9 protein-coding genes are annotated in these 14,166 nt (G+C 41.3%); 4 read left to right on the top strand and 5 right to left on the bottom strand.

Features of this window, described 5'->3' with window-relative positions:
* Positions 1 to 63 precede the first annotated feature (63 nt).
* Positions 64 to 1,650: a glycoside hydrolase family 10 protein gene (locus tag I2I04_RS13290; protein ID WP_185911523.1), complete on the bottom strand. Its 1,587-nt coding sequence runs from the start codon at positions 1,648 to 1,650 to the stop codon at positions 64 to 66.
* Positions 1,651 to 1,666: 16 nt separating this feature from the next.
* On the opposite strand from I2I04_RS13290, the gene uvrA reads away from it, so the two are divergent.
* The 3 genes from uvrA (at position 1,667) to I2I04_RS13275 (ending at position 7,163) form a co-directional block, all read left to right on the top strand.
* A complete protein-coding gene (gene uvrA, locus I2I04_RS13285) occupies positions 1,667 to 4,438 on the top strand; it encodes an excinuclease ABC subunit UvrA (protein ID WP_143259380.1) in 2,772 nt (923 codons plus the stop codon).
* A 332-nt stretch (positions 4,439 to 4,770) separates the two neighbouring features.
* Entirely contained in the window at positions 4,771 to 6,282 is a 1,512-nt protein-coding gene (locus tag I2I04_RS13280; RefSeq protein ID WP_143259379.1) for a sigma-70 family RNA polymerase sigma factor, read from the top strand.
* 98 nt (positions 6,283 to 6,380) lie between these two features.
* Positions 6,381 to 7,163, top strand: a complete 783-nt coding sequence (locus I2I04_RS13275; protein WP_143259378.1) for a class I SAM-dependent methyltransferase — start codon at positions 6,381 to 6,383, stop codon at positions 7,161 to 7,163.
* A 154-nt stretch (positions 7,164 to 7,317) separates the two neighbouring features.
* Here the strand turns inward: I2I04_RS13275 and I2I04_RS13270 are convergent, their stop codons facing one another.
* The 3 genes from I2I04_RS13270 to I2I04_RS13260 are packed head-to-tail and all read right to left on the bottom strand — an operon-like array spanning position 7,318 to position 9,465.
* Entirely contained in the window at positions 7,318 to 7,803 is a 486-nt protein-coding gene (locus I2I04_RS13270) for an outer membrane beta-barrel protein (protein ID WP_004300961.1), read from the bottom strand.
* A 4-nt stretch (positions 7,804 to 7,807) separates the two neighbouring features.
* A complete protein-coding gene (locus I2I04_RS13265; protein ID WP_004300962.1) occupies positions 7,808 to 8,038 on the bottom strand; it encodes a hypothetical protein in 231 nt (76 codons plus the stop codon).
* Positions 8,035 to 9,465, bottom strand: coding sequence for a carbon starvation protein A (locus tag I2I04_RS13260; RefSeq protein WP_195655228.1), 1,431 nt, complete (start codon positions 9,463 to 9,465; stop codon positions 8,035 to 8,037). The genes I2I04_RS13265 and I2I04_RS13260 overlap by 4 nt, the downstream gene beginning before the upstream one ends.
* A gap of 108 nt (positions 9,466 to 9,573) precedes the next feature.
* On the opposite strand from I2I04_RS13260, the gene I2I04_RS13255 reads away from it, so the two are divergent.
* On the top strand, positions 9,574 to 11,025 hold the full coding sequence (locus I2I04_RS13255) for a glycoside hydrolase family 10 protein (protein WP_195655227.1): 1,452 nt from the start codon (positions 9,574 to 9,576) through the stop codon (positions 11,023 to 11,025).
* 600 nt (positions 11,026 to 11,625) lie between these two features.
* Here I2I04_RS13255 and I2I04_RS13250 read toward each other — a convergent pair.
* Entirely contained in the window at positions 11,626 to 13,986 is a 2,361-nt protein-coding gene (locus I2I04_RS13250) for a right-handed parallel beta-helix repeat-containing protein (protein ID WP_195655226.1), read from the bottom strand.
* Between the last annotated feature and the right edge of the window lie 180 nt (positions 13,987 to 14,166).

Genomic DNA, 14,166 nt, shown 5'->3' with positions numbered 1-14,166 from the left:
TGAACAAACTGCGTTATCATGCTGCAGAGTGTTCACCGTTTTATCGTTGTTTATTCTATACCTTTACAGTTTCAACTTCTTACTTACGGATTTCGATTCATTATGTAAACGATCTAAAGCAGTCACTACATAACGGTATTTTGTTTTTCCTGTTTCATAAGGAAGTTTGTAGAACGGATTGCGAGTGATAGCTACAATATGTGAAGGATCGTCCAAATTCACTTTCTCTTTGCTGCCAAAGCGATAGACTACATATCGAACAGCCTTATCCATCTCCGTATCGGCTTTCGGAGCAGTCCAGAACAGAATATAGCCATCTTCTGTCCATACCTTTTTCATTTTGCGCACCTTGTCCGGAGCTTTATCATCCATAAAATCAAAGACTGGAACCAAAGCCGGATACTTATGATATTCACTGATTAAAGCATCACGATATCTACCCTGATTCTCAACAACAGCTGCCGCATACCATTGGCAACTACCTCCGATTGTCTGATAAGCACGTTGCAAAGCCATCTTACGGGGAAGCTGATTGATAGAAGGATTCTGCGGATCGGCAAACTGAACAGTCTTCGGCACAGATTGACCGATAAACAACGGCCGGTTTTCCGAATGAGTAGCCCACCATTTCACCAATGTCTCATAGTCAGCCGCTTTATGACCAATTTCCCAATAAACCTGCGGAATATTATAATCAATCCATCCTTCACGTGCCCAAAGCAGTACATCAGCATAAAGATCATCATAGTTTTGCAAGCCATTGGTATTGCTTCCCAACGGGTCACTCTTCTGGTTACGATAGATACCAAACGGACTGATACCGAACTTCACCCAAGGCTTGATGCCACGAATCGTTTCGTGAAGCTTCTTTATCAACACATTCACATTACTACGACGCCAATCTGCCTTATTCGTGAAACCTCCACCATAACGGGCAAAGCTCGCATTATCCGGGAAATCCAATCCATTAACCGGATAAGGATAGAAATAGTCATCCATATGGATAGCGTCCACATCATAACGAGACACGATATCAGTCACAATTTTACAGATGTACTCCCGACTTTCAGGAAGTGCCGGGTCGAAGTATAGCTGATCGCCATAAGTAACAAACCATTCCGGATGCTGGTGATAAATATGCTCCGGCGCCAACTTGTTTTTTAATGAAGTCTTCACACGATAAGGATTGATCCAGGCATGAAACTCCATATTCCGTTTCTGACATTCTTCAATCATAAACTGCATCGGATCCCACATAGGAGAAGGCATCTGTCCTTGTGTTCCTGTCAGGAAACGGCTCCACGGTTCATATTGGGAAGCGTATAATGCATCCGCTTCAGGGCGCACCTGAAAAATGATCGCATTAATACCGGCTTCCTGAAGAGAATTCAACTGGCTAATCAATGTTTGCTTCAATCGCTCTGTGGGAATACCACGAAACTGGCCGTTGACAGCCTGTATCCATGCTCCACGGAATTCACGTTTAGGATATTTATTGCCTGACGGCACCTGCGCCCTCACTCCTGCCACCAGAAGAAGAGCTAAAAGTAAAAGATAGTTTTTCAGCTTCATAATATTCTTAAATCGTAATAATGTGACGCAAAGATAATACAAACTCCCGATAAATTCGCTAACTTTGCCGACTACCATAAAAAAGGAGTATTTTATGTCAGAAAACAACTATATTTCGATCAAAGGCGCACGAGTCAACAACCTAAAAAACATCGATGTAGATATTCCCCGCAACAAACTTGTTGTTATCACCGGATTGTCGGGTTCGGGAAAATCATCACTTGCTTTTGATACCCTTTATGCAGAAGGACAACGCCGCTACGTAGAAAGTTTAAGCAGCTACGCGCGTCAGTTCTTGGGGAGAATGAGCAAACCGGAATGTGACTTTATCAAAGGGATTCCTCCCGCCATTGCCATCGAACAAAAAGTAAACAGCCGTAATCCCCGTTCCACTGTGGGCACCTCGACTGAAATTTACGAATATCTACGCCTGTTATATTCACGGGTGGGGAAAACGTATAGTCCCATCAGCGGGCAGGAAGTGAAGAAGCACTCCACAGAAGACATCGTCAACTGTATGCTTTCCTATCCGGAAGGCACAAGATATACGGTACTGACGCCTATCCGCCTGCGTGAAGACCGCACATTGCAACAGCAACTGGAGATAGACCTGAAACAAGGATTCAACCGTATCGAAGTGAACGGTGAAATGAAACGAATCGATGAATATACACCTGTGGCAGGTGATGAAGTCTATCTGCTGGTTGACCGTATGGCGGTTGCCACTAGCAAGGACGCCATCAGCCGACTGACTGATTCTGCCGAAACAGCCATGTACGAAGGCGACGGAACCTGTATGCTGCGCTTTTTCCTATCGGATGGCACCACAAAACTACATACTTTCAGCACTAAATTCGAAGCGGACGGCATCATCTTTGAAGAACCGAACGACCAGATGTTTTCATTCAACTCGCCTATTGGCGCTTGTCCGGTGTGCGAAGGATTCGGCAAAGTTATCGGCATTGACGAGCACTTAGTCGTTCCGGATCGTTCATTATCGGTATATGAAGGAGCCATCGTATGCTGGCGTGGAGAAAAGATGGGTGAATGGAAAGAAGAACTGATCCACAATGCGGATAAATTCGATTTTCCTATTTTCACTCCTTATTATGAGTTGACGGATGCACAGCGCCGGTTACTTTGGGAAGGCAACCAATACTTCCACGGCATCAATGATTTCTTCAAGATGCTGGAAGAGAATCAATATAAGATACAATATCGGGTAATGCTGGCACGTTACCGGGGGAAGACGCTTTGCCCGAAATGCCACGGCACCCGCCTGAAACCGGAAGCCGGATATGTACGGGTGGGCGGAAAGAATATTTCCGAACTGGTGGATTTGCCTATCACAGAACTGAAGCAATTCTTCGATCATCTGGAACTGGATGAGCACGACAGCAATGTGTCCCGACGTATTCTGATTGAAATAAACAGCCGGATTCGCTTTTTAATCGATGTAGGTTTGGGCTATCTGACTTTGAACCGGCTTAGTAATTCCTTATCGGGTGGAGAAAGCCAGCGTATCAATCTGGCAACTTCATTGGGAAGTAGCCTTGTGGGTAGTCTTTATATTCTCGATGAGCCAAGTATCGGACTGCATAGCCGTGATACAGACCGCCTGCTCCATGTGTTGCGTCAACTGCAACAATTAGGAAATACGGTAGTGGTGGTAGAGCACGATGAAGAGATTATCCGTGCGGCGGATTACATTATCGACATAGGTCCCAATGCCGGACGCCTGGGCGGAGAAGTCGTTTACCAAGGCGATCTGAAGGATTTGAAGAAGGGAAGCAATAGTTATACGGTACGTTATCTTTTAGGAGAAGATGAAATACCCGTTCCGGAGCATCGCCGGCCGTGGAATAACTATATCGAACTGAAAGGTGCACGTGAGAATAATCTGAAAGGAGTAAACGTACGTATCCCGCTCAATGTAATGACAGTTGTTACGGGTGTTTCCGGTTCCGGAAAAAGTACATTGGTGAGAGATATTTTCTTCCGGGCATTGAAGCGTGAATTAGACGAATGTAGCGACCGACCGGGAGAATTCTCTTCAATCGGAGGAAGTTTGCGTGACCTGCGGAATGTAGAATTTGTAGATCAGAACCCGATTGGCAAATCATCGCGCTCAAATCCGGTGACTTACATCAAGGCTTACGACGAAATCCGCAAACTATGGTCCGAACAGCCTTTGGCGAAGCAAATGGGATATACCCCCGGATTCTTCAGTTTCAATAGTGAAGGCGGACGTTGCGAAGAGTGTAAAGGAGAAGGAACCATCACTGTAGAAATGCAGTTTATGGCAGATTTGGTATTGGAGTGTGAATCTTGTCACGGAAAACGCTTCAAATCCGACACGCTGGAAGTGAAATTCAACGATAAAAGCATCTACGATGTATTGGAGATGACCGTCAACCAAGCGATTGAGTTCTTCAACGAACATGGACAGAAGAAAATTGTGAAAAAGTTGCTTCCTTTGCAGGACGTAGGACTGGGATATATCAAATTAGGACAGGCTTCTTCTACCCTTTCCGGTGGTGAGAACCAACGTGTCAAACTCGCATTTTATTTAAGTCAGGAGAAAGCCGACCCGACGATGTTTATCTTTGACGAGCCGACTACAGGATTGCACTTCCATGATATCCGCAAACTTCTGGATGCTTTCGACGCGTTGATTCGCCGGGGACACAGCATCGTTATCATCGAGCATAACATGGACGTCATCAAATGTGCCGATTATGTAATCGACCTCGGACCGGAAGGTGGAGATAAAGGTGGAAATATCGTAGCAGTGGGTACTCCGGAAGAAGTTGCCGCCTGCGGAGCAAGCTATACAGGGCAGTTTCTGAAAGAAAAACTAGGATAAGAACAATTCATTTTCTTTGATTCTTTATATCTTATCTCGCCCCACATATGCAAGGCATTTGTACCCTCTACTTTTAGGAGGAGTGTTCAAAGCCTTGCACTTTACTTCCTTTATCCCAATTACGCCTTTTACTTCTTGATATAAATAACAAGCCTAACACACAAACAACCAATCCATTAATGATTCTTAAACTGACTACATTTTGATAGGCTTCAGCTTCCCCTTACACAACAGACAAAGAATAGAAATGTTAAAATCACAAAAGATATGCAGTCTTTGGGAGTTCTATATATCATATCTAAAATAGACTGTCGTATAGAACATAAAAACACATGAACCAAAAGGAACTTATAGAGTTATGTAAAAAAGGAGATAAGTCAGCTCTAAGCTGGCTCTACCAAACCTATGCCGATAAAATGACAAGAATATGCTTTCATTATGTTTCTGACAGACAAATAGCACAAGACCTCCTACATGATGGCTTCATTATCATCTTCACCTCTATAGACACCCTACATTCTCCTGATAAATTAGAATATTGGATGGGAACCATTATGAAAAACATATCTTTAAGATATTTGAAACAGTGCAGTTCAAAGTCCACAATCTCTTTAGAAGAAATGAGTGAAGATGAAGTCCCCATTGACACTTTTCCCTCTAATGATTTTCCAGCTTACAAGACAATGATCAGAATGATAGAATCGCTCCCTGAAGGCTATAACAAAGTTTTCAAATTGGCTGTATTAGAAGGATTGTCTCACAAAGAAATTGGTTCATTATTAAATATAGCTCCTCATTCTTCCTCATCGCAATTATCAAGAGCGAAAGATATATTACGGAGACTCATCTCCCAACACCGTATTATGATTGGATTATTTATATTGTCATCTATCATTTTTATACAAATATGGCTATATACATCTAAGAAAGCTATTACTACAGAACAAAACATTGTGACTACACAGAAAGAGAAAAAACAAAATGCTAAAAGCATATTATCAAAAGATTCTATAAAAACTATTTTAAATCATGTCCCCACTACTCCTCGGTATACAGATTTACAATCTATAAGAAAGATATCCAAACAAGAGGTTATTTTACAAGGCAGCGTTCCAGAAGGAAACGACAGCATTCAATTGTCTAATCATCAGATCATAGAGAATCAAGATACAAAAAAGCGGAAAGAATTTTACAACACCTATACTTCAAAGCAACTTTCCAACAATAAAAAAAACTGGTCGTTGGCTGTTTCTTATTCAGGAGGAGAAAAACAAGTCAACTCTCACAAATCAAGAATCCCCGGTGATATTTCATCCGAATCCCCCAAAGAAGTAGTGGAGAAATCATATCATCACATCCCTGTTACACTATCACTTTCGTTGCGTAAAAACATAAATGAGAACTGGGGTATAGAAACCGGAGTACAATATACATACCTACGTTCTGACTTCACGACCATCAGCGATTCTTATTTAGAGAAAATACAGAAAATCAGTTATATAGGAATTCCAATCAAAGGCTCTTTCAATATATGGAAACAACGAAGATTCTCTCTATACACTTCCGCTGGAATGACTTTGGATATACCTGTAAAAGCAACTTCAGAAGAATTCACGTCAGAAAATGGGCAAATTATATCTGAAAAGAAGAGTAGCTTATATCCACATTTACAGTGGTCAGCGGATTTTGGTATAGGCATCCAGTATCATATAACACCCTCTATCGGAATCTATGCAGAACCGAATTTACGATACTACTTCAACAATGAGAATAAGCTGAATACAATTAGGACAACAAAGCCATTCAATATGACATTGCCTATAGGTATTCGCCTATCTTGGTAAAAAAACAAAGATTATCATGCAGTCTTTCAGAGAATAGTTTATCATCATTATAGAAAGTAATTTTAATTGTGTTACTCTTTATATATGAAACTATTATTATGCAAGAACGTCATGAGAACCGGAATATCTATTTCAAAGAATTGTCCATAACAAGCAGGAATTATTTTATCCCATATATCCAATGTTGGCATGCAATAGAAGCAAGAATGAATGTATTGGAAATTGGTTGTGGTGATGGAGGTAATTTGCTTCCTTTCTCGGAAATGGGATGCAATATTATAGGGGTTGATATGGCTAAAAGCCGTATTAAAGATGCAAAAAACTTTTTTAATGTACACCATGCAGAAGGTGAATTTATAGCATCAGATATATTTAAGCTAAAGGAATTGGAGCAGAATTTTGATATTATTATCTGCCATGATGTATTTGAGCATATCACAGAAAAAGAACAATTCTTATCTAATTTGAGTAAATATCTGAAGCCACAAGGCATTGTTTTTATGTCATTCCCAGCATGGCAAATGCCATTTGGAGGTCACCAACAAATATGTAGAAACCGTATCTTGTCCTATCTGCCTTTTATTCATTTATTCCCTGTTTCTATATACCGATCAATTCTAAAAGCCTTCAGAGTAGACACTGATTGTATCAAAGAGCTGCTTTCCATAAAAAAGACAGGCGTATCAATAGAATTATTCGAAAGATTAGTTCAAAAGACAAATCTAATAATACAAAACAGGCAACTATGGTTCATTAATCCCCATTATAAAATAAAATTCGGGCTATCCCCACGTCAACTGAATCAGATGATTTCTGGAATACCTTATTTGAGAAACTTTGCAAGTACAAGCTGTTTCTACATCTTAAAAGAAAAAGACTAAACGAATAAGACTAAACAAGACATCAAGAGGCTGAATGTGTCAAAACTCTTATAAACAAAAAGTCACCCTCGCTACAATTATCTGCGACGAGGGTGACCCCATAGAAAGGGGAGTTTTGACACAAGCCCCAATATATAAAATATCGATTATACTACTATAAGTAGAAACCGAATCCAATCTTCACACCGAAACGTGACATATCTCCATCATTGAAACGCCATTTATAATAAACGGCAGGTTCAATGGTTACCGTACGCGAAAGGAAGTAAGCGTATCCGGCTTCGATGCCCAGTCCCCAGTCTGTCTGATGTTTTCCACCACTCCAACGGAAGCGGTTCCAGTCGAGTCCGCCACCCAGATAAATACCGGTTTTATTGAAGTAGAAACGTACTCCGGTACCTAGTGTATATTCGTCTACCGGTTTCGACCAGTCGGCTCCGGCATTTACCATCAAGGCAATACCTTCGGCAAAGAATGTACCGACCTGTGCACCAACTCCAAATTTTGCTTTATCATTTTTACTATACGAAAAGTCCAACCCCGACAATGAAGGATTAATAATCGTAGTTCCTTTCTCAAATTGCGCCTGTGCAGTGAAAGAGACTGCTAATAAGCAAAGAGCCAAAGCTAATTTCTTCATAAACTTACTTTTTTAAGTGAATAGATTGTTCGTCTTTTTTGCGGCGTTCACGCATTTGTTCCTTTTTCCGAAGCACCAGCCAAAGAAGAAGGACGATGACATAAGAAACTGCCACCGTAATTATTTTCTCTGTCAGGCTGACTTCCGTATTACGAGGCAACAAATAAGCCGCTGTTACGGATACATAAATAAGGAATGCAAGCGCAACCCCTGTTGATTTTCTTATTTTCTTCATTCTGATAATTTTCTTGTTTTTTGCTTATTTATCCAGATATAGAACCAAACTGCCGCAACTACTACGCACACTACACCAATGCCATAGGAAACTGCATGCGAAAGTCCCAATCCTTCAGGAGCAATACATATATAAGTAGAACATACACATGTCATAAACAGTGCCGGTATCAAAGTGATGATATAAGGTTTCTTGGATACCGCCAGAAAAACTGTTATAGCCCACAAGGTAAACACAGCCAATGTCTGATTTGCCCAGGCAAAATAACGCCATATCATATTAAATCCGTTTGCGTCACGCAAGCTATACAAAAGCAGACCGATAGCAATTACGAACATCGGAATGCAAATGTACAAACGACGACGCATACTTTTTTGCTCCATCCCCAAGAAGTCCGCCACAATCAGACGGGCGGAACGGAAGGCCGTATCTCCCGAAGTAATCGGAGCGGCAATGACTCCCAAAATAGCAAGTACTCCGCCGATTGCCCCCAACCATTCTTTTGTAATGGCATCAACAATAACAGAAGCATTGCTTTCTTCCATTCCGTTCTCATGGAAAAAATAAGTAGCGGCAGCTGCCCAAATAAGAGCAACAATGCCCTCGGTAATCATTGCACCGTAAAACACCGGACGTCCGTGCCGTTCCGAGGTCATACAACGTGCCATCAATGGGCTTTGCGTAGCATGGAAACCAGAAATGGCACCACAAGCAATACTCACAAACATTATCGGGAAGATAGGAAGTTCGCTCGCTTCCGGGTTAGTATTTTGCAATCCGTCCCATAACTCCGGCAAAGCCGGATGGTTAACATAAAGCATCACCAAAATGCCTACTGCCATAAACAACAAGGCAACCGCAAACAACGGGTAGATTTTACCAATTATTTTATCAACAGGCAGCAAAGTAGCCAAAATATAATATGCAAATACAACGATAATCCAAAACGTAGCATCCAAACTTTCCGGAGTGAGTTTTGCCAACAGTCCGGCAGGCCCCGCAACGAAAACCGATCCCACCAGAATCATTAAAATGACAGTGAATCCTCTCATCACTTGCTTGGTAGTCAGTCCCAAATAACGGCCTATTATTTCCGGCAGGCTTTCACCTCCATTACGCAAAGAAAGCATTCCGGCAAAATAATCATGCACTGCACCCGCAAAAATACTTCCCAGCACAATCCACAAGTATGAAGAGCTGCCAAATTTCGCTCCCATAATTGCTCCGAAAATAGGACCTAATCCGGCAATATTAAGAAATTGAATCATGAAAATCTTCCAGGTGGGCAATGGAATATAGTCCACTCCATCCGCCTTGGTAAGAGCCGGTGTTTTACGGTCATCGGGACCAAAGACGCGTTCCATCAAGCGTCCGTACGTAAAATAGCCTACTATCAGCGTCAGCAGGCATAGAGTAAATGTAATCATAGCGTGTCGTTTTTTAACTTGGCAAATGTAACATAATCTCACGAAACAGCCCAACAATACCGACACTTTTACTAACTTTGCAGGGATTTAAAACAAAAAATAAAGAATATGCGCTATACTATTTTCATTCTTTCACTTTTGTTTCCTTTCCTCTCAATTGTTGCGCAACCCAAACACGAAGTTCGTGCCGCATGGGTGACAGCGGTGTACGGCTTGGATTGGCCTCGCACACGTGCGACAACTCCTCAAACGATCCGCAAGCAGAAAGAAGAATTAATAGATATTCTTGATAAGTTGAAGGCTGCCAACTTCAACACTGTCCTATTTCAAACCCGTACTCGTGGAGATGTGTTATATCCTTCGGCAATCGAACCTTTCAATTCGATTCTGACGGGAAAGACAGGAGGAAATCCGGGATATGATCCGCTGGCCTTTGCCGTTGAAGAATGTCATAAGCGAGGAATGGAATGTCATGCCTGGATGGTAACTATCCCGTTGGGGAATAAGAAGCACGTTGCTTCGCTCGGCAGTCAGTCTGTCACCAAGCGGGTGAAAGATATCTGTGTTCCTTACAAAAGTGAATATTTTCTCAATCCGGGACATCCGGCAACGAAGGAGTATTTGATGAAACTGGTGCGGGAAGTCGTTAGCGGTTATGATGTAGACGGAGTGCATTTCGACTATCTGCGTTATCCGGAGAATGCTCCTCTTTTTCCTGATAAATATGATTTCCGCCGATATAATAAAGGACGCACACTGGATCAGTGGCGCCGGGATAATATCTCCGAAATTGTACGTTATATATATAAAGGCGTAAAAGCCATGAAGCCTTGGGTAAAAGTAAGTACCTGCCCGGTAGGTAAATACCGGGATACTTCGCGTTACCCCTCCCGTGGATGGAATGCTTTCTTTACCGTTTATCAAGACCCGCAAGGCTGGATGGGAGAAGGTATTATGGATCAAATTTATCCGATGATGTATTTCCAGGGAAACAATTTCTACCCTTTTGCCCTCGACTGGCAGGAACAGAGTAACGGACGGCAGGTGATTCCGGGACTCGGCATTTATTTTCTCCATCCCGATGAAGGCAAATGGACACGCGACGAAATAGATCGTCAGATGAACTTTATCCGCAGTCAGAAAATGGCGGGTGAAGGGCATTACCGGGTGAAATACCTGATGGAGAACACACAAGGCATTTATGATGAGCTAGCCGAAAACTTCTACGCATATCCAGCTTTACAACCCCCGATGCCTTGGCTGGACAATGTTCCGCCTACGGCTCCGTCGGAGTTGAAAATAACAAATATCGAAAATGGATATACGGAACTAAAATGGCAGGCGGCTACGGATAATGACGAACGCAACAAACCGATGTATGTTATTTATGCTTCCAATGAGTATCCGGTAGACACCAGCCGACCGGTAAATATCGTAGCGCAGAATATCAGGGAGACAAGTTATATCTATGCCCCTATCCTGCCTTGGAATGCTAAAAAGCATTTCGCTGTTACGGCCGTAGACCGTTACGGAAATGAAAGCGTAGCGATACAAGAATAATTTCATTCCCAAGGCGTAAACCGAACTAAATACTTCATAGAGAAAAGAACATCTATCATACTATCATCAATACCCATATTATCCTAATTGTCAGTGAAATAAGCATGATAGATATCTTTTTAAAAAAGTATCTATCATACTTTTATTGCAAAAAATGGACATCTATCATTCCTATACTTTGTCTATTTGGGCGTAGCATATAGGTAAAATGCCCATTTAAAGGCATAAGAATGCACACTTTACAGGATGATAATCCGTATTTGGCAACTTAATAATCCAGTTAGAATATCAGTCTTTTTATAGCCCACACAGGCAGGCTGTACAGCCCACGTATGCAAACCGTACAGCCCACACATGCAGCCTGTACGGCACACATGTGTGGGCTATAAAATTAACGCCATTCAAGTCGGATTATTAAGCTATGATAGTCGGATTCATACGGGTTCATTGCAACAAAAACAAGCCATCTCACGCCCATGCAACCTTTATTCGACTGTTTTATCAATGATAGATACCCTATTTTCGCAGTAAAACTATGATAGATATTTATTTCATTATGTAATGTTGATAGCAGTATCAAGTGAGAGACATAGATAAAAATCAAAGAGGAATAACAACTTTATGCTCCTTCTGATTTCTAAAAATAATGAACTCGACTTCTTTTTGTGTATCCGCGCGTTTCAATGCCTCTTTCATATCACTTAATTTATTGACAGATTTTCTATTTATTCCAAGCACAACATCATTCGGAGCAATAAAATCTCTGACAGGACTGCCTAGGGCATCTACTGAAATGACATAAACTCCCCGTTCCGTATCCATACCGGTAGCGGAGCGTTCTTCCAATGTGTCCAGATTCTTAAACGTCACTCCTTTCCAAAGCATCGTCTTGGTATCCGTAACATGACCTGCCACAAGCGGAACGGGCATAACAGGACTTTCAGCCAACTGTTTCAAATGAAAAGACAACACTCCGAAATTATTCATCGGAAAATTACGGAAACCTCCTTTAATTATCGCTTCAGAATCGTCCGCTACATTAAAATCACCTTTCGCAGCATCTATAAACCTGATCGCAGCTACTATAGAATGAGCATCTCCACCAAGTTGGCGAGCTGCAAGATACGATAAACTGTCTGTAAAGATATTATAGTCTACTTCCCTGCCCCAGCCATACACTCTTATAGGTTTATATTTGGTCATTACAATATTACGCGAAAAAACATCTCCGCTGTTTTTAAACCATAAATGCGGATGGAGCGTGTTATTAACAATGATATTATTTTCAACAGTCCGATAAAAGCCTTCACGTAATTTTATGCCGCCATTCAGACAAAGATTATTGTAGATTTGATAATTACTGGAACCATCGTCCAAATCAATATCCCATCCTCTATCACAACGCAACCGATTATGACGGATAATGATAGGTTCAACTACATCTGCCAGAATCAACGCAGGGTTTTCATCCGTAATTTGTGTCATTACATTATAATTCGGATGCCAAAAACGATCACGTCCCCAAGAGTTGATAGTTCCATGGTCGCCTGTTTCTTTCACGGTGTTAAAAATATCGTTGTATTCGATAATATGTCCTCCCCAAGTTCCTTCACTGATATTAATTCCGGCACGGGGAGTATCGTAAATACTGTTATGACTTACTGTAATGTTACGACACATGGAAAGTTCCACTCCTGTAATCTGCTTTTCAAACAAACCGATAGTACATATCAAATTATCATAGACCTCACAATAAGCAGGATGATTGTCATTCTGCGAACCTTTAGCAGTATCCATTTTATCCAAAGGAACAAATTCCCCGTACCTAAAACTCGGTGAACGTACTCCCGCCACATCTCCGACAAAACAGATGGCACTGGCTCCAATAGAAGTCAGGCAAGAACCGGTCACCGCAGAATTGCGATTATATTTATCAAAAAAGACACCGTTTCCACCTACATGATGGATATAGCAATCACGCAGGATACATTTTTCCGTTCCCCTGAAAATAACGGCTCCTCCCCGGTATATCGTCCAGTCCGAACGGAGCAAAGGCTCATAATGTTCCATAAATGTCCGCATCGTTTGCGTCAGTTCTATTCCTTCAATAGTTATGTTTTTCACCGGATGGGATGAAGTTCCTGCAATTTCAATCAAGTTTTTAAGTTGCGGAGTTTCAAACACCAGCTCGTTTATATTTTCATCGAACAAAGGATAATAATACAACCAGCCTTCTTGTTTATCATAGTACCATTCTCCCGGAGCATCCAGTTCTTCAAAGATATTCTCTACCATCCTGTTTTCAGGATGGATTCCCATTGGACGATTATTCTGCCAGCCACCTTCCAGTTGCAACTCTCCCTTTTCATTCTTACCTGTAATACGATAATGAAAATCACCCCAATCATGACTATGCATGGCATGAAGGTAACCTCCTTCCGGATTCTTCCATTTTTTCACTCGTTCCGGGGCTGTTGCCAAAGCAGATGTACCATTAAAACGAACAGCAGTTTTATCATAATCAGGATAACGTGCCATAGACCTCAAATCTCCGTTTACGATAAGCATATCCATAACCGGATTCCCTTTCACAGCAGCCCGCATGATACCATTCTTGTACTTTTCCCATTTCAAGTCCAAGGTAATTCCGCTTGATATTATAGCTTTCTCGCCGGGATAATTCCTTATTATTAATTCTTTCGAATCATTTCCATCAGCAGAGGTCAGCACCAAGGGGGTATCTAAAATATATTCCCCTTCCCTCAAATAAATTGTAGTACAGTTCTTATCCTTCCGAGCTTTTTCCACTGCTTCATGAATGATATGAAAAGGAGTTGCCGGACTGCCATCTCCACCGGATGATGCATGAGGAGAAACGTAATATATCGATTGGGCATAAATGCCTATAAATGGCATTATTAATAAAAAAAGAAAGATTGTTTTTATTCTTCGTGTTTTCATATTGATATGATTATTTGGGCTATATGTATGAGCAAAGATAGACTAAATAAAACACTTAATTAACAAATAATAAAATTTTAATAACTTTACGTACCATAAAAGAAATGGTATGGGAGTTACATCAAAAACAATCAATCCCATACCATTTCAGTTACCTGAAAAAAGAGCCAAATTACAAAT

The sequence above is a fragment of the Bacteroides sp. 1001136B_160425_E2 genome (assembly GCF_015559655.1).
GTDB classification, from domain to species: domain Bacteria; phylum Bacteroidota; class Bacteroidia; order Bacteroidales; family Bacteroidaceae; genus Bacteroides; species Bacteroides luhongzhouii.
The sequence above is the reverse complement of the archived record's forward strand: the minus strand, read 5'-3'. Positions and strand labels throughout refer to the sequence as shown.